This window comes from Ruegeria sp. AA6 (assembly GCF_056542865.1).
In genome coordinates, this window is record NZ_JBQGAN010000039.1 from 1 (window position 1) to 25,765 (window position 25,765).

Sequence of the window (25,765 nt, forward strand, 5' to 3'; positions counted from 1 at the left end):
CGTGCCTGCGGCGCGCTGCCGGGCCCAACTTGTTTGGCTGCATCTCTGATGCGGGTAAACGAGGCGGGAGCCTTTGCCTCCCATAGAACTACGCTCTGAGGCTTTTGAACAACCCCGTCAGCCGGGCTGCTTCATCCTCAAGACCAAAGGGCGCATTGATAACAAACATTCCTGAACCAACCATCCGATGCCCCTCTCGCACGGGATCAAACCGCACTTCATGGCAAAGCACCTTTGGCAGGTTCAGGGATTTCAATGATGAAATCATCGCTTCGTGGCGTTTATCCGTCAGAATTGGATACCACAACGCGACCACTCCCACATTCCATTTCCGGTGCAGTTTGGCGACTATTCCCGGCAGACGATCATATTCCGATTTCACCTCATAGCTCGGGTCGATCAGTAACATCCCGCGTCGCGGCGTGGGTGGCAGCAGGGATTGCGCCAACTCATAGCCGTCTTGTCGGTAAACCTTTGCCTCATACACTGACATAGCCATAGCAAGCGACGAATGTTCCTGCGGATGCAATTCCGCAAAGTGCATTTGGTCCTGCTCTCGCAACAAACTGGCAGCGATCAACGGTGAACCTGGATAAGCCGCCGATCCGTGCCGCTGCTGTATCGCACCAATCGCGCGGCTCAGCGGATGGTCTGCATCAAACCAATCCTCTTGCTGAACCCGCCGAATGCCAGCCTTGGCCTCTCCTGTGCGCACTGCTTCCTCAGCATCCAGCTTGTACAACCCTCTCCCCGAATGGGTTTCGAGATAGGTCAGCGGCTTGTCTTTACGGGTCAGATAGTCCAGCGCACATGCCAATAAAGCGTGCTTTTGCACGTCAGCCAGGTTACCGGCGTGGTAAATGTGTTGATAAGAGAGCATGTTGCCTTCTAAAGTCCCTCTCAATAAGGCGGAAAGGTGCTGATTGTCGCGGATTCAGCCCTTTTACCGAGCGTGTTGGCACCCTATAAGTCATCCGTCCCGGAACCGTCGAGTCGCGGGCAGTAGAAAAATCGACATACAGGATCAGGGGAATCATGGGGATCTTTGGCAATCTGGGCGGCCTGTTCACAGCGGACATGGCTATTGACCTTGGGACAGCGAACACGCTGGTTTATGTCAAAGGGCGTGGTGTGATCCTGTCTGAACCGTCGGTGGTGGCATACCACGTGAAAGATGGCGTCAAGAAGGTGCTGGCCGTCGGAGAGGACGCCAAGCTGATGCTGGGCCGGACCCCGGGTTCGATCGAGGCAATCCGCCCGATGCGCGAAGGTGTCATCGCCGATTTCGACACCGCCGAAGAGATGATCAAGCACTTCATCCGCAAGGTGCACAAACGCTCGACCTTCTCGAAGCCGAAAATTATTGTGTGCGTCCCACATGGCGCGACACCCGTTGAAAAACGCGCGATCCGCCAGTCGGTTCTGTCCGCTGGTGCCCGCCGCGCGGGCCTGATTGCCGAACCGATTGCTGCCGCGATTGGCGCAGGCATGCCGATTACCGATCCGACCGGAAACATGGTCGTAGATATCGGCGGCGGTACCACCGAGGTCGCGGTGCTGTCGCTTGGCGACATCGTCTATGCCCGCTCGGTCCGCGTAGGTGGTGACCGGATGGATGAAGCAATCATCTCGTACCTGCGCCGTCAGCAGAATCTGCTGGTTGGTGAATCCACCGCCGAGCGGATTAAGACCACTATCGGCACCGCACGCATGCCTGATGATGGCCGCGGCCAGTCGATGCACATCCGGGGTCGCGATCTGTTGAACGGCGTTCCCAAGGAAATCGAGATCAGCCAGGCCCAAGTGGCCGAGGCTCTTTCGGAACCGGTTCAGGCGATTTGCGAAGCCGTGATGACCGCGCTCGAGACCACTCCGCCCGATCTGGCCGCCGATATCGTAGACCGGGGCGTCATGCTGACCGGCGGCGGCGCGTTGCTAGGCGACCTGGATCTTGCTTTGCGCGAACAAACCGGTCTGGCCGTGTCGATTGCCGATGAAAGCCTGAACTGTGTGGCTTTGGGCACCGGCAAGGCGTTGGAATACGAAAAACAACTGCGCCACGCGATTGACTACGAAAGCTAAGGCGCGCACCCTTTAAGGGCCAACACTCGGGCACGAGCAGCACGGGAAGGTAACCTGTGGCAAAGGACCGATCACAGCGCGACGAATACACCACCCCCCTGCGCCGCCTGCTTCTGGGGATCGTGGTGCTGTGCCTGTTTGGCATCTTTCTGGTCTGGCGCATCGATAGCCCGCGCGTCGAACGGTTCCGTGCGCAAGTGGTGGACGCTGTTGTACCCTCGATGGAATGGGCCATGGTTCCGGTTACGGCGGTGGTCAATCTGGCCCGCGATTTCCAAAGTTACCAGCGCCTTAGCGAACAGAACCAGGAACTGCGGAGCGAATTACGCCTGATGCGCGCCTGGAAAGAAGCTGCGTTACAGTTGGAACAGGAAAACGCGCGTTTGCTGGACCTGAACAATGTTCGCCTCGATCCGCGTCTGACCTACATCACTGGCGTCGTAATGGCTGACAGCGGCTCGCCCTTCCGGCAGTCCGTTTTACTGAACGTGGGCGAGCGGGACGGCATCACTGACGGCTGGGCCACCATGGACGGGATCGGCGTGGTCGGACGTATTTCTGGCGTTGGCCCGGATACAGCGCGAGTGATCCTGTTGACCGACGCCTCTAGCGCGATCCCGGCAACCATCCAACCTTCTGGTCAGACCGCCCTGATCACCGGCGACAATACTTCGGCGCCAGCAGTTGAGTTTCTGGAAAACCGCGAGCTGGTGCGCCCTGGAGACCGAGTTGTGACCTCGGGCGATGGCGGCGTTTTTCCCGGTGGTTTGCTGATCGGGCAAATCACCGCAGATCCCGGAGGCCGCCTGCGGGTGCGCCTGTCGGCGGATTTCGAACGACTCGAATTTCTGCGAGTCCTGCGATATCAATCAGCGCCTCTGATCCGCGACCCCGGTGACATCGTCGGCCCGAGGGTCCCCGAAACAGCCCTAAGCCCTGCCGAGGTCGGGGATGGATAGCGCAACTTCGCGGATTTGGTCTAAACGGGCGCTATACCTATGGCTGGCAGCACTGATCTTGTTCCTGCACCTGCTCCCGCTGGACACAAAACCAGATCGCTGGCCCTTTCCAGACCTGTTGATCGCCCTGACCTTTGCCTGGGCGCTGCGGCGGTCTGAGTTCGTGCCGATCCTGTTGGTGGCCGTCGTTTTGCTGATGGCGGACCTGTTGTTACAGCGTCCGCCTGGCCTGCTGGCCGCGCTGGTTGTTCTGGGCACGGTTTATCTACGCTCGGCCGCGTTTGGGTTGCGAGATTCCGGGTTCGTCAGCGAATGGACCACCGTCGCCGTTGTGATCACGGCAGTTTTCATGCTGAATCGCATCATTCTTGCTATTCTGTCAGTGCAACAGGCAGCATTGGGGCCGGTAGTGATACAAGTGGTTCTGACAATTGCAGTTTATCCTCTGATCGTTCTGCTGAGCCAGAACGGATTCGGCGTGCGTCGCCAATCATCAACTGATGGCAGCACAGTGGGTGCCCGCGGATGAAGCAGCGAAAACCCACCCCCCAGGGCCTTGCCTATAAACGCCTGCCTCGCAGGGCATTGATACTGGGTGGTCTGCAAACCGTCTTCATCGGCGGATTGGCAGCACGAATGCGTTATATGCAGGTGGATCAAGCCGACGAATACCGCCTGCTGGCCGAGGAAAACCGGATCAACATCCGCCTGATACCACCGACCCGCGGCCGCATCTATGACCGCAACGGAGAGATCATCGGCCAGAACTCCCCCTCATACCGCATCGTCATGGTGCGCGAGGATGCAGGCGACGTCGATCAGGTGATCGCCAAACTCTCGGAATTGATTCCCCTGACCCAGGATGAGATCGAACGCGCCAAGACCGAGATGCGTCGCTCGGCCCCGTTCCTGCCTGTTACACTGGCCGATCAGGTCACGTGGGAGGATATCTCCAAGGTTGCCGTCAACGCGCCTGCCCTGCCGGGTGTAATCCCCGAGGTGGGACAGACAAGGCAGTATCCCCGGTACGAGGATTTTGCCCATGTTGTCGGCTATGTCGGCCCGGTCAGCGACTATGACCTCAGCCAGATCGAAGACCCCGAACCGGTGTTGCGCATTCCCCGATTTCAGATCGGCAAGGTCGGGCTTGAGGCCAAGCAGGAAATCAGCCTTCGCGGCAAGGCCGGAGCAAAACGGGTCGAAGTCAACGCCACTGGCCGCGTGATGCGCGAACTTGACCGGCAGGAAGGCGAAGCCGGAGCTGACTTACAGCTTTCTGTCGATGCCGATCTGCAGCAATACGCACAGGCCCGGTTGGCCGGGGAAAGCGCCGCGGCCGTTGTGATCGACTGCGAAACCGGTGATGTTCGGGCCATCAGCTCGGCCCCCAGTTTCGACCCTAACCTGTTCGTGCGCGGCATCTCGGTCGCCGATTACCGAACCCTGACTCAGGACAATTACCGCCCTCTGGCCAACAAGACAGTACAGGGGACCTACCCACCCGGCTCAACCTTTAAGATGATCACTGCAATGGCCGCGCTTGAGGCCGGAGTGATCGGGCCGCCCAACACCGTTTACTGTCCCGGACACCTGAAGGTAGGCAGCCGCCGCTTTCATTGCTGGAAGCGTGGCGGGCATGGAACGGTCGACCTCAACTTGTCGCTGAAACGCAGTTGCGATGTCTATTACTACGATGTTGCTCTGCGCACCGGGATCGACAAGATATCCGAGATGGCCCGCATTTTCGGACTGGGTGTCAAGCACGATATCCCGATGTCGGCCGTCGCTGCGGGGTTGGCTCCGAACCAAGAATGGAAAGAACGCGTTCACGGGGAAAGCTGGTTGGTCGGTGACACTGCAAACGCGTCTATCGGTCAGGGCTTCATGTTGGCCTCGCCCCTGCAACTTGCCGTCATGACAGCGCGGATCGCCACGGGGCGCGCCGTCAAGCCGCGTTTGGTCCGGTCCGTGAACGGGGTCGAGCAACCTTCAGGCGCGGGTGAACCACTAGCCGTCAACCAGAACAATCTGGAATACATCCGCAAAGCCATGTTCTCGGTTTCAAACGACCGGGGTGGCACGGCCTATCGCAGCCGCATCATCGCAGATGATCTGCGCATGGCAGGCAAGACCGGCACCAGTCAGGTTCGCAACATCACCAAGGCCGAGCGTGCCGCTGGTGTGATCCGCAACGAAGACCTGCCGTGGGAACGTCGCGATCACGCTCTGTTTGTCAGCTTTGCGCCTTATGACAACCCGAAATACGCCGTGGCCGTCGTGGTGGAACACGGCGGCGGAGGGTCCAAGGCCGCAGCCCCGGTCGCACGGGACATAATGTTGCAAGCGCTTTACAACGGCACTCCCCCGCTTGAAGCCTATCCGGCTGGCGACCGCGAGCGCATCAAGGAACAGCAAAAAAAGCTTGAGGGGGATCGTCGCCCCAAAGCGCGCCCGTCCGAGAAGGACCGCGCATGAGCTATCTTGAATATACGGTCAAATCCACGCCTTCGGGCATCCGCAAGTTTCTGTATATGAACTGGCCGCTAACCCTGTTGCTGATCAGTGTGGCCAGCGCCGGGTTCCTGATGCTGTATTCCGTGGCCGGCGGGTCATGGACACCGTGGGCCGAGCCGCAAATGGAACGGTTCGGACTGGGCTTGACGGTGATGTTCATCATCGCGCTGGTGCCCATCTGGTTCTGGCGCAACATGTCGGTGCTGGCCTATCTTGTCGCCATTGCCCTTCTGGTGTTTGTAGAGTTCTTCGGAACGGTCGGCATGGGTGCGCAACGCTGGATCGACCTTGGCTTCATGCGGCTTCAGCCATCAGAAGTCATGAAAGTTGCACTCGTCATGGTCTTGGCCGCTTACTACGACTGGTTGCCGTCTCACAAGACCTCGCGCCCGCTTTGGGTGCTGATCCCGGTTATTCTGATCCTGATCCCCACTTTCTTTGTTCTGAAACAGCCAGACTTGGGCACATCAATCCTGCTGTTGGCCGCGGGTGGTGGTCTGATGTTCCTTGCTGGTGTTCATTGGGCTTACTTTGCCGCTGTCATAGCAGCGGTGGTCGGTCTGATCGCGACCGTGTTCAACAGCCGGGGGACCGAATGGCAGCTGCTCAAAGATTATCAGTTCCGCCGGATCGACACGTTCCTTGATCCCTCAACCGATCCGCTAGGGGCCGGTTACCATATCACCCAGTCCAAGATTGCGCTGGGGTCTGGGGGTTGGAACGGGCGCGGGTTCATGCAGGGCACGCAATCGCGCCTGAACTTTCTGCCCGAAAAACACACTGACTTTATCTTCACTACGCTGGCCGAAGAGTTCGGCTTTGTTGGCGGCATCACCCTGCTGATCCTCTATGGCCTGATATTGTTGTTCTGCCTGGTTACGGCGCTGTCGACCAAAGACAGGTTTTCGTCACTGGTCACGCTCGGTATCGCGTTGAACTTCTTCCTGTTCTTTGCCGTCAACATGTCGATGGTGATGGGCCTAGCCCCGGTTGTGGGCGTACCGCTGCCGATGGTGAGCTATGGCGGTTCGGCCATGCTGGTCTTGATGGCCGCCTTCGGCATTGTCCAAAGCGCCCATATCCACCGTCCCCGCTGATCTGAAAGGCCCCTCATGCCCGTGAACATCCTGTTTTCCGCGCGCCCTGCCCTGTGGCCCGTGTATCAGCCGCTGCTGACCGATTATCTGACCGAGGCCGGGCTGGACTTCCACCTGAGCACCAAATTCGAACCGGATCAGGTCGACTATGTGGTCTACGCGCCGAACGAAGGGTTGTTGGACTTCACCCCCTACACGCGGCTGAAGGCTGTTCTCAGCCTCTGGGCCGGGGTTGAGAAGATCGCGGGCAACGACACCCTGACCGTCCCGCTTGCGCGCATGGTAGATCACGGCTTGACGCAGGGCATGACCGAATGGGTGGTCGGCCACGTGCTGCGTTATCACCTTGGGATGGATCAGCACATCGCCAATCAGGACGGCATCTGGATTACTGAGGCGCCGCCTTTGGCCGCCGAACGTCAGGTTTGTATTCTGGGTCTTGGTGTTTTGGGCGAAACCGCAGCCCGAGCGCTGGCCGCGTTAAATTTTGATGTAACCGGCTGGAGCCGCTCGGCCAAAGATGTTCCCGGGATCAAATGCCTGCATGGCGCAGATGGATTGCGCGCCGCCCTGTCAACTGCCGAGATCGTGGTTCTGTTGCTGCCGGACACACCGGCCACCACAAACACTTTGAACGCTGAAACATTGGCCCTGCTGCCCAAAGGCGCGCGCATCATCAACCCCGGCCGAGGACCTTTGATCGACGATGACGCGCTGCTGGACGCGCTGAACTCGGGTCAGGTTGGGCACGCCACGCTGGACGTGTTCCGCGTTGAGCCTTTGCCCGCAGATCACCCCTATTGGGCGCATCCGAATGTGACGGTGACGCCGCACATCGCCTCGGAGACCCGACCTGTGACAGCCGCTCAGGTGATTTGCGAGAACATCATACGAGGTGAGAAGGGCGAACCTTTCCTGCACCTCTTAGACCGCGATTTGGGATACTAGGCCGCGATCAAGCCGCGCCCTTTTAGCAGCGCCTCAACACCCGGAAGACGTCCGCGGAAAGCCAGATACAGATCCTCGGCCTCTCGTGAACCGCCGGTGGACAGGATGTTGTCCTCCAACGCCTTGGCGCGTTCCGGGTCAAAGGCCCCTCCGGCCTCTTCAAAGGCGGCAAAGGCGTCGGCGTCCATGACCTCGGACCACATGTAGCTATAGTAGCCCGAGCTATAGCCGTCGCCCGCAAAGACATGCGCGAAATGCGGCGTCGCGTGGCGCATCCCGATGGCCTGCGGCATTCCGATCCCAGCCAGCACCTCGGCCTGTTTCACCATCGGATCGGCAGGGGCTGCGCCATCATGGAAGGCCAGATCAACCAGCGCCGAGGCGACATATTCTACCGTCTGGAACCCCTGATCGAAATTGGCGGCCTTGAGCACTTTCTCCAGCATCTTCTGCGGCATCGGCTCACCGGTTTCTGCATGGGTGGCGAATTCTGACAGAACCTCGGGCACCTCCAGCCAGTGTTCGTAAAGCTGGCTGGGCAGTTCAACGAAATCCCGTGCAACGCTGGTGCCTGAGATGCTTTCATAGGTCACATTTGACAGCATCTGATGCAGCGCGTGGCCGAATTCATGGAACAGGGTTCGCGCATCGTCATAGGACAACAGCGCCGGATCGCCTTTGGCAAAATTGCAGACATTGATCACGACTGGTGCCTGCACTTTGGGAAACTTGGCCTGGGACCGCATCGCACTGCACCACGCACCGGATCGTTTCGAGCCTCGCGCAAAATAATCCCCGATGAACACCGCGATATGCTGGCCGTTGCGCGTCACCTCCCACGCACGGCAATCGGGGTGATAGAGCGGCACGTCCAGCGGCGCGAATTCCAACCCGAACAGGCGATTGGCGCAGGCAAAGGACGCCTCGATCATGCGGTCCAGCTGCAGGTATGGCTTCAGTTTTGCCTCATCGAGATCATGCTCGGCCTTGCGGCGTTTCTCGGCGTAATAGCGCCAGTCCCAAGCTTCCAACGGACCGTTGACACCATCTGCCTGCATCAGCCCCGTCAGGATTTTCGCATCCGCGTCGGCACGTGATTTCGCCGGCTCCCACACCTGCATCAGCAGGTCACGCACCTTGTCGGGCGTGCGCGCCATTTCGGTTTCCAGCTTGTAACCGGCAAAACTGTCATAGCCCAGCAGCTTGGCCCGTTCCTCGCGCAATTGCAGGATTTCGGCGGCAATCTCGCGGTTGTCTGTCTCTCCGCCATTGGCACCGCGCGCGGTCCATGCGCGATAGGCCCTTTCCCGCAGGTCCCGGCGGGGTGAGAATTGCAGAAACGGCACAATGATCGAGCGGGACAGGGTTACAACCGGACCCTCAGCACCCTTTTCCAGACCGGCGGCACGGGCGGCATCTACCACGAAATCCGGCAGGCCCTCCAGATCGTCCTCGGACAGGTCCATGTGCCAATCGCGCTCATCGGCAAGCAGGTTCTGGGTGAACGACGTGCCCAACGAGGCTAGCCGCGCCTTGATCTCTTGCATCCGGGCGTCCTCATCGCCTTCAAGCGCGGCACCGGACCGCACGAACCCGCGATGGGTCAGCATCAGCACCCGCGCCTGCTCGTCGGTCAGGTGCAGTTCGTCCTTGCGCGCCCACAGGTCGGCAACCCGCTGAAACAGTGCCTTGTTCGACGAAATCCCCGAGAAATGCGCTGCCAGCTTGGGCGAGAACGCGCGCTGCAGCGCCTCGCGCGCCGGATTGCTGTCCGCCCCGGCGACCGTGAAGAACACCGACAAAACCTTGTCCATCTCTTCGCCCGCCGCCTCAAGCGCCTCAATCGTGTTGGCAAACGTGGGCGCATCCGGGCTGCCTGCAATCGTGTCGATCTGAGCGTTATGGGCCTGCATCGCCTGATCCAGGGCGGGGGCGAAATCGTCATCTTCAATGTCTGCGAACGGAGCGATTTCAAACGGCGTGGTCCAGTCGGACAGGATGGGATTGGTCATGCAAGTCTCCTTTGACCACAGAGTTAGGAACGGCAGGCCGGATGATCCAGAGCTGGGTTATGCCCCAGCCCCGCAAATCGGACAGTCGGCACGGCGCGACAGGGTGATCTTGCGGCTTTCACCATAGAGCGCGTCATAGATCAGCATCTCGCCGCGCAGGGCCTGCCCGGCCCCGGTAATCACCTTGATCGCCTCAACCGCCATCATGGACCCGACCACACCAGGCAAAGGCCCGATTACACCAGCCTCAGCGCAGGAAGGGGCCAGACCTGGGGCGGGGGCCTCGGGGAAGATGCACTGATAACAAGGCGCGTCATTGGCAGGATCAAAAACACTTAGCTGCCCTTCCCATTGGGACAGCGCACCTGAGATCAGCGGCTTGCCCATTGCGACAGCCGTACGGTTCGCCAAATAGCGGGTGTCGAAATTGTCGGTCCCGTCGAGGATCAAGTCGAAATCGCCGAACAGATCCGCCGCAATCTCTTCGGTTAGACGACGGTGATAAGGCAGGACGACCACATTGGGGTTTTGCGCCTTCATGGCCTGTTGGGCCGAGAACACTTTTGGCATCCCGATATCAGCGTCGCGGTGGATCACTTGTCGTTGCAGGTTGGCGTTTTCGACCTCGTCATCGTCAATCACGCCGATGGTGCCCACCCCAGCCGCAGCCAGATATTGCAGGGCTGGCGCGCCCAAACCACCGGCACCGATCACCAGCACACGCGCCTTTTTCATTTTCTTCTGACCCGGTCCGCCCAGTTCGCGCAAGACGATGTGGCGGGCATAGCGTTCCAGTTCAGTCTCCGAGAATTGGTCGGATGGCATCGCGGGCTCCTGGGCTGAGGCTGGCACGGCGCGGTTGCGCAGCGCCTTTAGCACTTGCCCATAGAGCAGAACCAGCAGCGCGGTGCCAGCCAGTATCAGCCACATCGCCGCAGAGCCGCCTGTTGCCTCGCGCAAGGGATGCCCGTCAGGCAGAACCAGTTGCGCCGTTATCACCCCCAACAGCAGAACCGAAACCGAGGTCATACGAGCGGGTCGGGACACGCCAGCCAGATAGCCGATACCCCATAGGGCCGCCGCAAGGATCAGGACCAGCAGCATCAGCCGCGCCCGGTTGAGCCAAAGCCACCCGCACCGCGTGCAGTGTCGCTAAGCGCATCCACCGCATCGAACGAGGCCTGCACGACAGGGGCCACGACGAGTTGCGCGATACGTTCCCCATGGGTGATTTCGAACACCTCTTGCCCGGCGTTCAGGACAATCACGCCCAGCGGTCCGCGATAGTCGCTGTCGATAGTGCCCGGCGTGTTGGGCAGGGTGATGCCGTGTTTCAGCGCCAGTCCTGAGCGGGGGCGCACCTGCACCTCGAACCCTTGCGGGATTTCGATGCGCAACCCGGTGGGCACCAAGGCACGCTGACCGGGTTCTAGGATGATCGACGCTCCGTCTGGCAAGTTCGCCCGTATATCCGCGCCAGCGGCCCCAGCGGTTTCGTAAGATGGCAGCGGTACTGACGGATCAGCGCCCTCCTCGCGGATTACACGAATAGCAACCATCACGGCTCCTTTTTTGTTTAGCGGGTCAGCGCGTCCGAAATCTTGAGCGCAAGACGCTTGGCCACTTCATCTTTGTCCATGCGCGGCCATTCTTCGGCCCCGTCGGTTGAAATCAGGATGACCGCATTCTCGGACCCACCCATGATCCCCGTTGCCGGGCTGACATCATTGGCCACGATCCAGTCACAGCCTTTGCGCATACGTTTGGCCGTGGCGTGTTCGATCACGTTGTCCGTTTCAGCTGCAAATCCCACGACCAGAGCTGGGCGGGCACTTTCGAGATGCGAAATACGCTTCAGGATGTCGGGGTTCTCGGCGAATTCCAGCGCGGGCATCCCGTCGCGGCTTTTCTTCAATTTCTTGTCCGAAGCGCTGGCCACCCGCCAGTCGGCCACGGCAGCAGCGAATACGCCTGCATCAACCGGCAGGGCGGCGTCTACTGCGTCGGACATCTGTTGCGCGGTTTCGACCGGCACAACCTGAACCCCCTCGGGGAGCGGTACATCTGCCGGACCTGTCACAAAGATCACCTCAGCCCCCAGCGCCGCCAATGCGCGGGCCACTGCGGTGCCCTGCGCCCCGGACGAGCGGTTGGCAATATAGCGCACCGGGTCGATGGGTTCATGCGTTGGGCCCGAGGTCACAAGTACGCGCTTGCCATTGAGTGGGCCCTTGCCGAGCTGCGCTTCGATCGCTGCGACGATCTCAAGCGGTTCGGACATACGGCCGGGGCCATACTCTCCGCAAGCCATATCGCCTTCGTTCGGGCCGACAAACCAGACGCCATCCGCCTGCAACTGTTTCAGGTTGCGCTGCGTGGCCGGGTGATCCCACATCCGAACATTCATCGCAGGCGCACACAGAACCGGCGTGTCCGTCGCCATCAGCAAGGTCGACGCCAGATCGTTCGCCAACCCCCCGGCCATCTTGCCCATCAGATCAGCGGTCGCCGGGGTAACAACAATCAGGTCGGCTGAACGCGAGAGCTGGATGTGCCCCATCTCAGCCTCATCCGTCAGATCGAACAGATCGCGATAGACCTTTTCTCCGGCCAAGGCCGACACAGATAAAGGTGTCACGAATTCCTCGCCCGCGCGGGTCAGGACAGGTGTCACAGCGGCACCACGTTCACGCAAGCGCCGGATCAGGTCCAGCGACTTATAGGCCGCGATCCCGCCGCCGATGATCAGCAGAATGCGTTTCGATGCCAGCATATTGAACCTTTCCTGTCCCGGTCGGCCCCGACATTAGGCAAGCGGGCCAGACAGTTCCAGCGGTTAATTCTGAGTCTCGAAAGCCAGACAAGGATCTTCGCGTTCGATACCGGGGCTGTCGATCACAGCGTCGAATTCACCTTCTACCACGCCGTCTTCGGATTGACCCAGCACGAAGACTTTCAACCCCGGACGCAATCTTGAAAGAAATGTTGGTATGCCACGATCTTTACGCGCGTGGCCATTTCCAGTGATCACCGCCACCGGCCCACCAGTTTCATCTGTGGCACGCAGGATCGCGCGGGTCAGCACAGCATCTCGTAGTCGCTGAATGGCCACCATCTGCGGCAAGGCACTTTCCGGGATCGCGTCGCAATGCGCCGCCAGTTGATCCGCCTCACGCTCAGCCTGTTCCGCAGGCGGCAACGGAACCGTCAAACCATAACGCGCCGCATCCGCACCCAAAGCGGTGGCCGCCCCCCGCTCCATCGCGGCACGGGCCGCTGGGCGCGGAACCATGGCCCCATAAACAGGTGCATCTGACGCCTGAAAGACCGGGTAATACATGCTGAGAGGTGGCCAGCCCGATTCCAGCCATTCCAGAATCCGCGCCAGTTCCTCGGGGTTGGATACCGCCTTGTCCGCCAGACGCTGCGCGCCCTCCTCGGTTACCATTTCCCACACCACGGCCGAGGGCATAATGGCCTTCAGCGCTTCGGCCTGAACGATGTGATGTTGGGGGTTGTCGTGTATTTCACCCAATATGACCACGTCTGACGCGGTCATAGCCGACAAAATATCATCGGGGATCAGATCGTCGGCCTGGCTAGGGCCAGCCATAACCACAAGTGTACAAAGCAGAATCGCAAGCTGTCTCATGCGATGAAGTGTTGCACCTCGCGCGATTGCGCTTCAAGGTTCTTGCGCATTTTCACAAAGGCCGCAGCCTCAAGCTGACGCACCCGTTCCTTGGACAGACCGAGCTCTTGCCCCAAGCTTTCAAGGGTACGGGCAGGTTCGCGCAGCTTGCGTTCGCGCACGATAAATCTTTCGCGATCATTCAGGGCTTGCATCGCCGTAACCAGCCATTCGCGCAGTTGTTCCGTGTCATGGGTATTTTCAACCGTTTCGGCAGCTTGTTCACGCTCGTCTTCCAACGCATCAATCCATTCGCGCCCGTCCTCGTCTGTCGATTGCACGGCGTTCAAAGAGAAATCAGAGCCGGAAAGGCGCCCTTCCATCATTTCAACATCGCGCAGGGGCACGCCTATTTCAGCGGCAATCATCTGATGCAACTGGTGACGATCCAGATCCATCCCATCGCTCGCGGCTTCGCGCTCTAACCGGGCCTGAACCCGGCGCATGTTGAAAAACAGAGATTTCTGGGATGAGGTTGATCCGGTTCGAACCATCGACCAGTTGCGCATCACATAGTCCTGAATGCTCGCCTTGATCCACCAGACCGCATAGGTCGAAAAGCGCACACCACGATCCGGGTCAAACTTGTCAGCTGCTTTCATCAGGCCCAGTCCGGCCTCTTGGATCAAATCGTTCATCGGTGCGCCATAGCGTTTGAACTTGGCCGCCATCGAAATCGCCAGCCGCATGTAGGCCGTGATCAACCTGTGCAACGCCTGTTCGTCACGCTGATCGCGCCATGCATATGCCAGCTTCAGTTCCGTCTCCGCGTCCAGCAGTTCGGCCTTCATCGCTTGCCGGGACATCGAGAAATCGTTCGCATTGTCCAGTGCCATGGAAATCTCCCCTTTTCACAGGCGCGGGCCGGGCTTGCCATGCCGACCTAGGGTCGATACGCAGAACAAGACCGGGTGGATCACCAGAAAGGTAATAATAGTGTATCCGGATTTAACCTTTGTGCTGGGCGGCGCGGCCTCGGGCAAGTCGGCATTCGCCGAACAACTTGTTGTTTTATCAAGAAAAAAAAGGGTATATCTCGCCACATCACAAGTGTTTGATGACGAGATGCGCGACAAGGTCCAGCGCCACATTGCCCAGCGCGGAGACGGCTGGACAACCGTCGAGGCCCCTTTGGACCTTGGCCCGGCTTTGCGCGACCTCACATCAAACCATATCTGTCTGATCGATTGCGCCACAATGTGGTTGACCAATCACCTACTGGCGGAAAACGATCTGGATCAGGCGCAAACCGCACTGCTACAGGCCCTGAACTCTTGCCCCGCGCCGGTTGTGATCGTCTCGAACGAGGTAGGCCACGGCATCGTCCCCGACAACGCCCTGTCCCGCCGGTTCCGCGAAGCACAGGGGCGGCTGAACATCGCTCTGGCGGCGCAGGCCGATCTGGCGGTGCAGGTCACCGCCGGTCTGCCGCTGGTGCTGAAAGGGCAATTGCCGTGACCCGGCTGCATCTTGTGCGTCACGGGCCGACCCATGCAAAAACCATGGTCGGCTGGTCCGACATACCCGCCGATCTCAGCGATGAGGCCGCCATTGCGCGGCTGCACGACCATCTGCCAGATGGCGCGCTGGTGATCTCATCCGACCTGTCCCGCGCCGTTGACACGGCTTCGGCCATTCAAGGCGCGCGCCAACGTCTACCTCACCACCCTGACCTGCGCGAAATTCACTTTGGCACTTGGGAGTTACGTGCGTTCAAGGAAATCGAGGACGAAGACCCAGAGCTTGCCTTTGCCTATTGGGACAATCCCGGTGACGTGCGCCCGCCCGAAGGCGAAAGCTGGAACGAAGTTCGCACGCGTGTCGATGCGGTGATCGACCGACTAATCACTAAGCACTCCGGGCAAGATCTGATCATTGTCGCCCATTTCGGCGTGATCCTGACTCAGGTCCAGCGCGCCCTGGGTGTCTCCGCCTATAAGGCGTTCAGCCACCGGATCGACAACCTCTCGGTCACGGACATCACCCATCACGGCGACCGCTGGTCTGTGGGGCGGATCAATCACCTCCCGTGATAACACCCCGCACAAATCTCTGATTTACTGATTGACCCTACCGCGCCATCGTTAGCGCATGACCTATGATTTGTTTATCGGAGACCGCCTGTTTTCCAGCTGGTCCCTGCGTGGGTGGCTGATGCTGGAAAAGTTCGGCCTGCCCTACCGAAGCCATATGATCGGCCTCTATTCCGGCACCATGGCCGAGGACATGAAACCCCTCGCCCCGGCGCGACTGGTGCCCGCCCTGCGCTTGCCTGATGGCACCGTTGCCGGCGAAAGCCTCGCCATGGCAGAAACGCTGGCCGAACGCCACCCTGAGGCCGGGATGTGGCCCCAAGACCCCGCTGCTCGTGCCACCGCCCGGTGGCTTTGCGCCGAGATGGTGGCCGGTTTCTCGGCCTTGCGCGGCGAGTGTTCAATGCAACTAAGGCACTGCTGGGACGGGTTCGATCCTTCATCTGAGACACGCGCCGATCTGGAGCGGATCGAAACCCTGTGGGCACATGCGCGCGTAGTCTCGGGTGCGGCGTCCGGTCCACTGTTTGGCGACTATTCTCTGGCGGATGTATTCTACACACCCGTTGCTGCGCGGATCATCGGATACGGCCTGCCTGTGTCGGCTGCCAATCGCGACTATTGCCTTCAGTTGCTGTCCGATCCGACGGTTCGGCAATGGCGAGCAATGGGATTGACGGTAAACTATGATCCGTTCCCCTACGCACTGGACTTGCCGTCGACGGCGTGGCCGATCGGCGGACAATCTGAGGCCCGACCCGTTGACGGCAAAAACTCGGTAAACGAATTATGCCCCTATTCTGGCAAACCGGTCACCCATGTTCTTGAATTGAACGGGCAGCGCTGGGGCTTTTGCAACCAATTCTGCCGTGACAAAACTGTCGCTGACCCAGGCGCCTGGCCGAAATTCACCGAAATGACCAAAGCCGTTAACCATTCTTAAACCGGGAACATGGCAGCAACGTCCTGTTAACCAAAAGGGTCGTTCATGGTCGCTCGTTCTCACACCGTTGCTTTCCAAGGGGTCGATGCCCGCCCGGTCGAGGTGCAATGTGCCGTCTCGCCGGGCCTGCCCGCCTTTTCAAATGTATACAGCATTAAATACTAATTTTTCATTCTGTCTCAGTTGATAAGCAGCTAGAAGCCAGCAACATCTATTGTTTGGCTATGATACTTAAGTTTCTGGCAGAAGATTGAGAGGAAGGACTGATTGATTGAAAAGCTAAAGATTTCTTTTAATGGCCAGCTAATCGACAAGCAGCCGCCAACCGAAACCCGTTTCTATGCGCATGGCTTTGAACCGGCCGAAGTTTCCCTTGATGAACTTGAAGAGAACATTCGGCTTGGCTTCGCTTTCAGCTACCAGTTTGAAAATGGATATCGAGTCAGTGAGGGCTTCTTAGCATCAGATTTCTTGGTCGTTGACATTGATGGCGGGCTCAAAATTAGCGAGTGCCTAGACTTACCAATAGTCGAGAATTTTTGCTCGATGCTCTACACGACCGTCAGCCACACGATTGACCATCATCGCTATCGCCTGATTTTCGCTTTGCCACGAAGCATCACCGATCCCAATGAGTTATCGTTTGCCTCTAAAGCACTCGCTCAACGGCTAGGTGGTGATCTAAGATCAACTCATCCAGCAGCCCTCTTCATGGGGTCCACAGATTGCCACATCGAACGAATTGGCAATGCTGTTACTGACGGCTTTCTGGACGAGTTGATAGAAGATGGCAGCACTATCGTCGCGAATGATTCCGTTGCCAACAACCGCCCCACAGCCAATCGCTCCCGGCGGTCCATCTCAGGCTGAGCAGCCTTATCTGGGTGATCAGACAAACCACCCGCAAAACGGTCTTTTGCTAAGGTCCGACATTCATTCTTTGTTCGATCTCGGTCTGTTGTCTATCGATCCCAGTGCACTAACAGTAATTCTGGCGGAAAACCTTCAAATGTCTTCCTATTCCGAAATTCACGGACAACAAGTTTCGGTTCCACACGACTCCAGAATTGCGCCGTCGCAGTCGGCCCTCGAGCAACACTTTGAATGGGCCGGGCTAGGATCTGCTATCTGAAAAACTTGGATTCCCGCTTTTGCACATTGAAGGTCCGAACCGGACGTTCGTGCAAATTGCAGAGAATGACGGCAAAGAGCCCACTTTGGCCGGTGCTGCGCGTTGCCCCAATGACAGCAATACGCGGAAAGCAGACTTTGCGTAGACAAACATGCGACGCGTTTCATCAGTATCTGATCAGAGTATCCAGGATCGCTTGCCGCGTTGCGTCATCATTTTGGAAAATCCTGCCGGCGAGAAACTCAGATGGAAACTCCGGCCACGTTTTGCGCATTTCGGAAATAAGTCGCTGAGCTTCTTCGGTATGTCCCAACTGATCCTGCGCAACGGCTTGGAACAGGAGAGAAGGAGCACTCACAGGCGCACCGGCTGCGGGCGCTCCTTTAAAGGCGTCTACTACCTTTTCGTATTTCCCGAGCATCAGTTGCGATACACCCCAAATGTTTCGTGCGCCAAAGCGGCCCGATCCTGACCTGAGTCTTTCTGGATCGCTAACCTCAGCCGCAAGTTCTGGGGCGCCCGCCATGATGGCGGTGATGCCGACAAGATCCAGAATATGACCATCATTCGGCGCAAGCTCGACCGACAGTCTTGCGTATTTCATAGCCTCGACTGGATTGTTTTGGGTGGCCAACACCCAACCATTTGCGACGTTTGCCCATGCATCGGTGGGAGATAGATCAAGCGCTCTTTCCGACATCTCGGAAGCTTGGCTAAAGAGGTCATCTCTTTGTGCCTTGTCAGGGGACAGCATGGCCAAAGTCGCCAGGACCTGTGCCGATCCGGCATAACCATCAGAGAGTGCGGGGTCGAGCTCCGCGGCATGCTGAAACATTCCCAGTGCTATTTGCTGGCGCTTGATATCAAAAACAGGAAAAAACATCCCTCGGGCTTGATCCGCAAGGTTAGCCGCCTGAAGCCGTGTCAAAGATTGCTCACCAAGAGCAGTTCGCTCAGCCTGTTCGATGGATTGAGCTGTCGGCAAAACCACCTTGTTATCCCGAGTGAACCAAAAGCCAATCACCGCAATCAACACCAGGCAACCCAGCCCCATTGGCAGCACTTGCCGTAGACGCCGATGCCCCCCAAGCACATCGCTGTCGTGAACCCTTGAGTTGTCGTCCCCTGTCGTCCTTCCTTGCGAAAACCGTGGCTTGTATCCGCCGGAATCAACAAAAATTCGAACTCCCTCACCGTCCCATTGATCTTCGTAAAACTCATGTAGCAGTCGACGCAGCCGTCTGGCTTCGACGCGGACAAGATTCCGACCACCAGTACCATCAATGCTCCGACCGTAGACTTCGACCGCGATTGCTTTGCCACGAATCTGGGCGCCGCGACCCGCGAGAGTTTCTTCGACCACGTAAGTAAGAAATTGCTGGAGTCGAGGCGAAGCCTGGAATGCGACGCTGGAAACAACGCTCTGAAGTGCCCGTCGAACATGCTCCGGCGATGGCGGTGCAACATCTTGATCTATCGGCAATTCATTAGCTTGGTTCAAAGCAAACTTACCCCCAACTCACGGTGACTCACTTGGCGTACGTCGTCAACCGCACTCATCTTGATGTGAGAATAGATAGTGGGAACCGAGGATAATCCAGTGACTTGGGAATTGTGTGACGAACTTCCTGAGCTTTCCGATGCGCTTTCAGGGCGTATCGAAACGGACGCGATGCTCAGCGAGGCAATCGAAGACCTAAAGAAAGTTACTGCGCTGATGGATGACACATCGATCACAGCCTCAGAGCGCGCGGAATGGGCCCACATCAGATCTGAACTCGTGAACGAGCTTCGCCGGATGGTGAAGCGCAATCCTCGCAGCATCTCCAACTAAGGGCATAGCCATGACAAAAGAAGACAACGGCAAAGAATTTGAGAACGAACAGATCCAGAAGTCTGACGATATCGAAAACCCTTCCCGGCGACACGTTATGCAGGGACTGGCGGCAGGTGCGGTCGCAACAGGTGCCGTTAGCTACGGTACAGGAACCGCACATGCGCACCCCGGTGATGGACCACTAGGCGAAAGCCTAAAGAACCCATACGGCGGCAGACCTGCCGGCGGCATCACTTTGCCGGAGTACTTCCGTCCTACGAAGTACATGACAGGCTCGAACGCGAATTATTTCCCGTTGTCCGAGGATCTCGGGCCTGACGAAATGCGGATATCGTTCTGTGGTTCGACGCCATTTCCGCCCCGCGAAGATCAGGCTGGAACGTGCATCATGGTCGAGCTGGGTAATGGAAAGAGGTTCTTCTTCGACTTCGGCTCGGGCTGCGTCCGCAACATTATCGGGATGCAGGTTCCGGGTCAGTTGATCAACGACATCTTCATCACGCACCTTCATGTCGATCACTATGCCGACATCCCTTATATCTACCCGTTCCGGGCTTGGTCTGGAGGGTACACACCGCTGCGCATTCACGGCCCATCTGGTCGGACACCCGAGCTTGGCACAGCCGGAATGGTCAAAGGCATGCAGCAGATGCTCAAGTGGCATCTCGAAGCTTTCGACGTGTTCCCAATTGGGGACGGGTACGAGATCGAAGTTAACGAATTCGATTTTCGTCAGGAAGGTGGCATCGTTTATGACGAGGACGGTGTCACGGTGCGCTCGTGGCCGCGCAGCCATGCCAAGGACGGTGCTGTCGGGTATCGGCTGGATTGGAATGGCCTGAGCTTTGTTTGGACCGGCGATGGCCGTCCAGATGAACTGAGTCTTGAATACGGAAAAGGCGTCGATGTGTTTGTGACAGAAATGTCCGGACAGGATATCGGTCAGTTGATGACCTACAAATACGGCCTGCCGCAAGAGCTGTTCAACTACACAATCGATACGCACCATACCTCTCACTACGCTGTTGGTAAGATGATGGCTGAGGCGCGCCCACGTCTTGCAATGGTGACCCACTATACGCAAGACGAAGATATCGATGCCGAGATGCTGGCGGGAATCCGAGCCCATTATGATGGGCTGTTCGCCTGGGGGTTGGACGTGGCCGTCGTCAACGTAACCAAGGATGCAATCTGGTATCGGAAGGCGACGCTTCCTGGAAAATCTGGCTCGGTCGCACCGTTCCGCGAATTGGGCAAGATGGAAGCAGAAGGCAAGATCACATTGCCGGATGAAATCAAGCCGCCAGCACCGCGATCATCACGTGCCGAACAGCAAAACCAAAAGTACCGCGATATGGAGATCGACCCCAAGGAATACTATCCAGCTGATGTATTCCGGGCTCCCGATCCCGAGTGGCCCAGTGATTTCGTCATCAAGGTCGATGATGTCATTCCGAACCGCAAGAAGAAAGCGGAGTAAAGACATGATCGAGTTTGGTTCTACATCCGCAATCCCTGTCACGATCCTTACCGGCTTTCTTGGGGCCGGTAAGACGACACTTCTGAACCGCATCCTGACAGGCAATCACGGGTTGCGGGTTGCGGTTCTGGTGAATGATTTTGGATCAATAAACGTTGACGCCGACTTGGTCGTCGGTCTCGAAGATGATGTGATGAGTTTGGCAAATGGCTGCGTTTGTTGCTCGATCCGCGATGACCTGATCGAAACGGTAGAAGCCGTTCTCGCCCGGCCTGAGAAACCGGAATACATCGTCCTTGAAGCGAGCGGAGTGTCGGACCCGTCATCAATTGCAATGACATTCACCGATCAAAAGTTTCGGGACATTATCCGCTTGGACAGCCTCATGTGCCTGGTCGATGCGGAACAGCTTTTTTCTGCGCCGGAACAAATGGAATTGAAGCTCCGTCAAATCGCGTTCTCGGACATGGTTATTTTGAACAAGGTCGACCTCGTCGACAGGGCGGCTGTTCAAAGGGTGCACGATTGGCTCGGGTCTCGCTTCCGTCGATATCGTCTGGTCGAAGCCGTCAACGCAGATGTCCCACTGGATATACTTCTTTCAGTTGGTCGCTTTGCCGCCGAACAGCTCGAAACAGAAATACCCGATCATCATGAACATGGGCCCGATTGTGGTTGCCACCACTCTGATCACTCGGACAGCTTCTCAACAACGATGATGAAAGCTGAACGCCCGATAAGCTTATCTTCTCTTCGAAGTGCAATTCGAAAGCTTCCGGGTGATGTTTATCGCCTTAAGGGCTTTGTATTCAGTGAAGAGGATCCGGATCATCGCATTCTTGTACAGGTTGTCGGAAAGCGCATGGACATCGCAAGGGATGGCGCATGGGGCCACCGAAAACCTGAAACAAGGCTTGTTGCAATAGGTGCACCAGGGGCTCTTTCGGAATACGAGCTTTCCGATGCGTTGTTGGCGACCGCATAGCGGCAAGTTAGACCAAATTTGTTTGCGTGCGTCTGTAAAACTCCAACACGTTACAGCTCGAAAGCCCGCAGCAACGCGGACCAAATATGGAGAAAAACCTAATTGCTGAAGCAGTTTAGGAAATGGAGCCAAGCGATCAGATTGCTCGCACCTGCCACTGCATTTGTCTTGTCGGGAACGGCTTTATGCGCGCAGGACGTTTCAAGTCGAGAACTTGAAGATACAACCCCAAACCTCGGATTGCCGAGTTCAGCTGGAAAACAAGATGCCGAGTTGCTTTCTGCTTTCCACGGGCTCGAGGCGTTGCCCCGCGTAGCAAATCTCATTTGCAGAGGTTCTAGGGGCAAAGACGGGATGCCCGTTATCTTTTCAACCGAGGTAGATCTGGAAACTTTGCAGGCAGGTGACTTCAGAGTCGTAACAAAGTCAGGCCAGATAGGAACAATGCACTGCGCGTCAGTGTTGCCCGCTACCGATCCCGGTGAACTGCGTACGGTGCTTCTCATCGGGAATTTTGGAAGTGTTTCCGAGGATCCACCGGTTGCAGTCGAGGTCATTGGACACCTTCATTCCATCGATGGAACACTTGATTTTCGCGGTGCCACTGTCGCCGTGACTCCGCTGGAAGACGGGCCGTCAATGATCTTTGCCGAGGTTGTCGAAGATTGGACTTTGGTCGGAAACTTGGGGCCACGCCGAACCAGAGGAAGCCTTTGTCCAAGTGACAACATCGTACAGGCCATTCGGGTAACTTGGGCGGGTGGCATTACGCTGGCGAACGGCAAGGAGCCTGGCGATGTGGAACGTGATCTGTACAGGATTACTGTAGTGGCCGAGGATGGATCTCAACGCACAGTTACGCCCGCCGCGCTTACCGATCTGGGTGACGGGGACAATAACCACATGCTCTGCCTTGATACAAAGGATCTACCCATCTCGGTTTCCTTTCCAGCTGGCATTTTGACGGATCCGAATGATGATCTGAACCCAGAAACCGGCGTAATTGTCTCAAAACCCAATTAAGAAACTGCTTTAAGCTTGTTCGACTGGACTCTTAGCCTAAGATGCCGGGCCGGTTGCGGGTATTGCAGCGGTAAATGAGAATGAACGGACTTGTTCGCCTCTCGGACATTGCAAACTCGGTGTTGAAGGTCCGCTTTGGGCTGACTGCGGTCCTTTGGAGCAATACTGCGGATGTCTGCAAAGTCCGCGCAAGGGTCGTTCATGCCAAATGCAGTGGATGACCGCGTTGAGCCCATTGTACTCAATGCTGCGATCCATATGAACGGGAAGTTTGCTGACTTTGAAGCCGTTCGGCGTGAGCCAAGACACCCCCTTTGAGTTGCTCAAACGACAATCGGCCTTTTGAAAAAGGACCGGAGTTTCGCGACATTTCTTGCCTGGGGCAGTCAGCCGGAGGAAGCCGGTTCTCGATCTGCGCAAAAACGGCCTAGTTGTGGAAGTGGTCGGTCACCAGTGGCAGGTAGATTGGTTCGTCTTCTTCGATGGCAGAGAACCGAGAGAGTGGTTCGGCGAAGTAGTTATCAGCGGCATCGTCATTGACGGTGGAGACTTCTCCCGCGATCACGTCGCCTCCCTGTCCCCAGAAGGCGTGAAATGTCCCTGGAAACAGCGTGATGCTATCTCCCGGCATCAATTCCACAACTGTTCCAGGTTCTACGTCACGAGCGACGCCATCCAGATAGGCTGTAACACACTTTTCGTGCGACGGTGCGCCGTTCTGATTGGATGCGAAAAGCTTGATTGCCAAAGTTGCGCCCTCGCTCAGGGAGGCGCGGTTGATAATATCCTCTGTCTTGCTTTCGTGGCGATGCAATGGCGTGATTTGGTTTTGGCGGGTTATCATGATTTTTTCTGCGTAGGGCCGAAATTCCGACCCTCCACCCAGTAAGCCATTGCGAACAGTAAACAGGAGCAGTCCCTTCTCCTGAAATCTTCCTTCGCCGAAATCGGTGACGTCCCAGCCCGCTCCAGAGGCAAGGAGGTTGGCCGCGGCCCCGCCCCGCGCTTGCCACTCTTCCAAGTCCCACTTCGCAAAGCCCGGTAGAGCATAACCAGCCTTGCGGAAATCATCTTCTGCCTGGGCGATTGCCCTGTTGATGTCCGACCGCTTCATGTTGTCTCCTTTCTCATTGGACTCCAATGGCGGCGGTCAACGCACCATCTATTAGATGATCCGATCCGCTCACGAATTGCGCGCGATCCGAGGCCAGGAAAGCAACCAATTCGGCAACCTCGTCCGGTTCGGCTATCCGTCCAAGCGGGTGTGCCTTGCCGAAACGCTCAAAGACACTTTCAAGATCGGCATCTTCGCCAGCCAGATGTCGGGCCGCCAGTTCGAGGATCGGGGTCCGTACCGAGCCTGGACTGACTGAGACGACGCGTATCTTGTCTTTAGCGAAATCGAGTGCGAGCGCGCGCGTCAGAGCATGAATAGCGCCTTTTGAGGCGACATAAGCCGTTACGCCGGCCTGACAGCTGTGACCCTGCACGCTTGCCAGGTTGACTATTACGCCACCACCGCGACGGCGCATGAGCGGAACTGCGTATTTCGCGGTCAACAGGATCGAACCAACATTAACCTGCATGCATTTAGTGAAGGTTGCGAATTCAGTACTGATTGCGTCGCCATAGGGATGTATCGCTGCCGCGTTCACGACAATATCGACGCCACCATGGGTAGCGGAGACAGCGGCGACGCCTGCTTCAACTTCTTCGGGTACGGAAACGTCAACCTTCATGGCGTTCAGATCGAGCGAGTTAGTCTTCGCGGTCTCATTGAGAGATTCAATGCTCGACTGGTCGATTCCGAAACAAACAACATCCGCACCAGCTCGAGCGAAACGAATGGCGCAATTGGCTCCAATCCCGGAGGTTCCAGTGACGATTACGGTTCTGTTCGCAAATTCAGACATCGTCCCTGCTCCTATTTTTCAGCCCGCTCTGGGACCGACGCGCCATCTGGTAGGAAAACCAGCCCTGCATCGAGATGGCGGTTCATGTGATATGCGAATTCGATTGAACTTCGGTTGCGGAGCGCCTGGATTATCGCGTCGTGTTCGGAAGCTGCCGCTCGAACCGCGTGGCGCTGCGATTTCCCAACTTCCATAAGACGGCAGATCACAGGTTCGAGCATCTCGTACAATTCGGACAGGGTACTGTTTTGCGCGGCGTCGACCATCACTTTGTGAAAGCGGAAGTCCCAATTAGACGATTCAACAACTTCCTTAGATCCAAGCATCATCGTGTTGGCTTCTTCCATCTTCTGCAGATCGTCTTCCGTCATGTTCTCCATAAGGCTGGCGAAAAGGTTCATCTCCGTCAGGCGGCGATAGCCTTGGATGTCGCGGAAGGAATCGATCGAAATGTCCATTGCGACAGAGAAGAGCTTCGCGACTGCGGATTGCCGACGGTTGGTTATCACCGCTCCGACCTTCTGCCGCGGCTCCACAACTCCATAGGTTCTGAGCGTTCTTATGGCCTCTCGTACTGTGTTCCGACCAGCCCCAAACATCGCCGAAAGTTCTGCTTCACTTGGAAGCGTATCTCCAACTTTCAGAGCCCTTTCGCGGATTAAGTTTCTGATCTGGAGAACCACTTGATCTACAGCGGAACCAACTTCCTGCATCGAAGATTTCCTTTGATCGGCAGCTTTTGATGTCAAGCAATTTACTTGCTTAGCGTAAGTACATCAATCGTATTGTAGGATAATATAGTCTAAAATACACGAAATAATCAAATTATTCGACTATTTTTACTATATAGTCCCATATAAAATGGAACTCTCCATCTCTGCATCAAGCTGAAAGCCAAAGGACCAACTTAAATTAACCTCGTGATCCGTGTCTTGGCGCAGGCATCCACCGAGAGTCCAAACCTAGCACCCGGCCGCTATGCGCAGGTTGCGACTGTAACGGCTTATTCCGGGAACGGCCGCTTCGTCCGGATAGTGTTGAAGAAGTTGCCGTTTGGGCGCTTGCAGGATACAGCCTCAATAGGCTGCCGTCTTTCCTTCATCCCGTTTTTCTAGG

26 protein-coding genes are annotated in these 25,765 nt (G+C 57.3%); 15 read left to right on the forward strand and 11 right to left on the reverse strand.

Features of this window, described 5'->3' with window-relative positions:
- Positions 1 to 88: 88 nt before the first annotated feature.
- Positions 89 to 880: a 23S rRNA (adenine(2030)-N(6))-methyltransferase RlmJ gene (locus ACR0LN_RS22470; protein ID WP_480432866.1), complete on the reverse strand. Its 792-nt coding sequence runs from the start codon at positions 878 to 880 to the stop codon at positions 89 to 91.
- A 155-nt stretch (positions 881 to 1,035) separates the two neighbouring features.
- Between ACR0LN_RS22470 and ACR0LN_RS22475 the strand changes: the two genes are divergently transcribed.
- The 6 genes from ACR0LN_RS22475 to ACR0LN_RS22500 are packed head-to-tail and all read left to right on the forward strand — an operon-like array spanning position 1,036 to position 7,600.
- On the forward strand, positions 1,036 to 2,082 hold the full coding sequence (locus ACR0LN_RS22475; RefSeq protein ID WP_008756832.1) for a rod shape-determining protein: 1,047 nt from the start codon (positions 1,036 to 1,038) through the stop codon (positions 2,080 to 2,082).
- Positions 2,083 to 2,138: 56 nt separating this feature from the next.
- Positions 2,139 to 3,041 (forward strand): rod shape-determining protein MreC, encoded by a 903-nt coding sequence (gene mreC / locus ACR0LN_RS22480; RefSeq protein WP_480432868.1) that lies wholly within the window; start codon positions 2,139 to 2,141, stop codon positions 3,039 to 3,041.
- The gene (locus ACR0LN_RS22485; RefSeq protein WP_480432869.1) at positions 3,034 to 3,570 is read left to right on the forward strand and encodes a rod shape-determining protein MreD; all 537 of its coding nucleotides are present in this window, start codon (positions 3,034 to 3,036) and stop codon (positions 3,568 to 3,570) included. Before mreC ends, ACR0LN_RS22485 begins: the two co-directional genes overlap by 8 nt.
- On the forward strand, positions 3,567 to 5,516 hold the full coding sequence (mrdA, locus tag ACR0LN_RS22490; RefSeq protein WP_480432871.1) for a penicillin-binding protein 2: 1,950 nt from the start codon (positions 3,567 to 3,569) through the stop codon (positions 5,514 to 5,516). Before ACR0LN_RS22485 ends, mrdA begins: the two co-directional genes overlap by 4 nt.
- A complete protein-coding gene (gene rodA, locus ACR0LN_RS22495; protein WP_480432873.1) occupies positions 5,513 to 6,652 on the forward strand; it encodes a rod shape-determining protein RodA in 1,140 nt (379 codons plus the stop codon). The genes mrdA and rodA overlap by 4 nt, the downstream gene beginning before the upstream one ends.
- Positions 6,653 to 6,667: 15 nt before the next feature.
- Positions 6,668 to 7,600, forward strand: coding sequence for a 2-hydroxyacid dehydrogenase (locus ACR0LN_RS22500; RefSeq protein ID WP_480432875.1), 933 nt, complete (start codon positions 6,668 to 6,670; stop codon positions 7,598 to 7,600).
- On the opposite strand, the gene ACR0LN_RS22505 is transcribed toward ACR0LN_RS22500, so the two are convergent.
- The 6 genes from ACR0LN_RS22505 to ACR0LN_RS22530 all read right to left on the reverse strand — a co-directional run bounded on the left by ACR0LN_RS22505 (position 7,597) and on the right by ACR0LN_RS22530 (position 14,139).
- Positions 7,597 to 9,612 carry a M3 family metallopeptidase gene (locus tag ACR0LN_RS22505; RefSeq protein ID WP_480432876.1) on the reverse strand — a complete coding sequence of 672 codons (2,016 nt, stop codon included), beginning with the start codon at positions 9,610 to 9,612 and terminating at the stop codon, positions 7,597 to 7,599. The two genes, ACR0LN_RS22500 and ACR0LN_RS22505, sit on opposite strands and share 4 nt — an antisense overlap.
- A gap of 57 nt (positions 9,613 to 9,669) precedes the next feature.
- Positions 9,670 to 10,716, reverse strand: coding sequence for a HesA/MoeB/ThiF family protein (locus ACR0LN_RS22510; protein WP_480432878.1), 1,047 nt, complete (start codon positions 10,714 to 10,716; stop codon positions 9,670 to 9,672).
- On the reverse strand, positions 10,716 to 11,171 hold the full coding sequence (dut, locus tag ACR0LN_RS22515; RefSeq protein WP_480432880.1) for a dUTP diphosphatase: 456 nt from the start codon (positions 11,169 to 11,171) through the stop codon (positions 10,716 to 10,718). Before dut ends, ACR0LN_RS22510 begins: the two co-directional genes overlap by 1 nt.
- Positions 11,172 to 11,188: 17 nt before the next feature.
- Complete coding sequence (gene coaBC / locus ACR0LN_RS22520; protein WP_480432881.1) at positions 11,189 to 12,385, reverse strand: bifunctional phosphopantothenoylcysteine decarboxylase/phosphopantothenate--cysteine ligase CoaBC; 1,197 nt, start codon at positions 12,383 to 12,385, stop codon at positions 11,189 to 11,191.
- 63 nt (positions 12,386 to 12,448) lie between these two features.
- On the reverse strand, positions 12,449 to 13,264 hold the full coding sequence (locus tag ACR0LN_RS22525; protein ID WP_480432883.1) for a ChaN family lipoprotein: 816 nt from the start codon (positions 13,262 to 13,264) through the stop codon (positions 12,449 to 12,451).
- The gene (locus ACR0LN_RS22530) at positions 13,261 to 14,139 is read right to left on the reverse strand and encodes an RNA polymerase factor sigma-32 (protein ID WP_480432885.1); all 879 of its coding nucleotides are present in this window, start codon (positions 14,137 to 14,139) and stop codon (positions 13,261 to 13,263) included. The genes ACR0LN_RS22525 and ACR0LN_RS22530 overlap by 4 nt, the downstream gene beginning before the upstream one ends.
- A 100-nt stretch (positions 14,140 to 14,239) precedes the next feature.
- Here ACR0LN_RS22530 and cobU point away from each other — a divergent pair, with 100 nt between their 5' ends.
- The 5 genes from cobU (at position 14,240) to ACR0LN_RS22555 (ending at position 17,411) form a co-directional block, all read left to right on the forward strand.
- Positions 14,240 to 14,761: a bifunctional adenosylcobinamide kinase/adenosylcobinamide-phosphate guanylyltransferase gene (gene cobU, locus ACR0LN_RS22535; RefSeq protein ID WP_480432887.1), complete on the forward strand. Its 522-nt coding sequence runs from the start codon at positions 14,240 to 14,242 to the stop codon at positions 14,759 to 14,761.
- Entirely contained in the window at positions 14,758 to 15,336 is a 579-nt protein-coding gene (locus ACR0LN_RS22540) for a histidine phosphatase family protein (protein ID WP_480432888.1), read from the forward strand. The genes cobU and ACR0LN_RS22540 overlap by 4 nt, the downstream gene beginning before the upstream one ends.
- A 58-nt stretch (positions 15,337 to 15,394) precedes the next feature.
- Positions 15,395 to 16,279 carry a glutathione S-transferase N-terminal domain-containing protein gene (locus tag ACR0LN_RS22545; protein WP_480432890.1) on the forward strand — a complete coding sequence of 295 codons (885 nt, stop codon included), beginning with the start codon at positions 15,395 to 15,397 and terminating at the stop codon, positions 16,277 to 16,279.
- Between the two features lie 267 nt (positions 16,280 to 16,546).
- On the forward strand, positions 16,547 to 17,149 hold the full coding sequence (locus ACR0LN_RS22550) for a hypothetical protein (RefSeq protein WP_480432892.1): 603 nt from the start codon (positions 16,547 to 16,549) through the stop codon (positions 17,147 to 17,149).
- A complete protein-coding gene (locus tag ACR0LN_RS22555) occupies positions 17,088 to 17,411 on the forward strand; it encodes an HNH endonuclease (protein ID WP_480432893.1) in 324 nt (107 codons plus the stop codon). Before ACR0LN_RS22550 ends, ACR0LN_RS22555 begins: the two co-directional genes overlap by 62 nt.
- A gap of 166 nt (positions 17,412 to 17,577) precedes the next feature.
- On the opposite strand, the gene ACR0LN_RS22560 is transcribed toward ACR0LN_RS22555, so the two are convergent.
- Positions 17,578 to 18,912, reverse strand: a complete 1,335-nt coding sequence (locus ACR0LN_RS22560) for a tetratricopeptide repeat protein (RefSeq protein ID WP_480432895.1) — start codon at positions 18,910 to 18,912, stop codon at positions 17,578 to 17,580.
- 99 nt (positions 18,913 to 19,011) lie between these two features.
- On the opposite strand from ACR0LN_RS22560, the gene ACR0LN_RS22565 reads away from it, so the two are divergent.
- From ACR0LN_RS22565 to ACR0LN_RS22580, 4 genes are all read left to right on the forward strand, one after another.
- Positions 19,012 to 19,245 carry a hypothetical protein gene (locus ACR0LN_RS22565; RefSeq protein ID WP_480432897.1) on the forward strand — a complete coding sequence of 78 codons (234 nt, stop codon included), beginning with the start codon at positions 19,012 to 19,014 and terminating at the stop codon, positions 19,243 to 19,245.
- A 10-nt stretch (positions 19,246 to 19,255) separates the two neighbouring features.
- Positions 19,256 to 20,728, forward strand: a complete 1,473-nt coding sequence (gntH, locus tag ACR0LN_RS22570; RefSeq protein ID WP_480432898.1) for a guanitoxin biosynthesis MBL fold metallo-hydrolase GntH — start codon at positions 19,256 to 19,258, stop codon at positions 20,726 to 20,728.
- Positions 20,729 to 20,732: 4 nt separating this feature from the next.
- Complete coding sequence (locus ACR0LN_RS22575) at positions 20,733 to 21,713, forward strand: CobW family GTP-binding protein (RefSeq protein ID WP_480432900.1); 981 nt, start codon at positions 20,733 to 20,735, stop codon at positions 21,711 to 21,713.
- 444 nt (positions 21,714 to 22,157) lie between these two features.
- Positions 22,158 to 22,736: a hypothetical protein gene (locus tag ACR0LN_RS22580; protein WP_480432902.1), complete on the forward strand. Its 579-nt coding sequence runs from the start codon at positions 22,158 to 22,160 to the stop codon at positions 22,734 to 22,736.
- A gap of 427 nt (positions 22,737 to 23,163) precedes the next feature.
- Here ACR0LN_RS22580 and ACR0LN_RS22585 read toward each other — a convergent pair whose 3' ends face one another.
- From ACR0LN_RS22585 to ACR0LN_RS22595, 3 genes are read right to left on the reverse strand one after another with little or no spacing between them, the layout of a single operon-like run.
- The gene (locus ACR0LN_RS22585; protein WP_480432904.1) at positions 23,164 to 23,850 is read right to left on the reverse strand and encodes a D-lyxose/D-mannose family sugar isomerase; all 687 of its coding nucleotides are present in this window, start codon (positions 23,848 to 23,850) and stop codon (positions 23,164 to 23,166) included.
- Positions 23,851 to 23,863: 13 nt separating this feature from the next.
- Entirely contained in the window at positions 23,864 to 24,649 is a 786-nt protein-coding gene (locus tag ACR0LN_RS22590; RefSeq protein ID WP_480432905.1) for an SDR family NAD(P)-dependent oxidoreductase, read from the reverse strand.
- An 11-nt stretch (positions 24,650 to 24,660) separates the two neighbouring features.
- Positions 24,661 to 25,362: a FadR/GntR family transcriptional regulator gene (locus tag ACR0LN_RS22595; protein WP_480432906.1), complete on the reverse strand. Its 702-nt coding sequence runs from the start codon at positions 25,360 to 25,362 to the stop codon at positions 24,661 to 24,663.
- Positions 25,363 to 25,765: the final 403 nt, after the last annotated feature.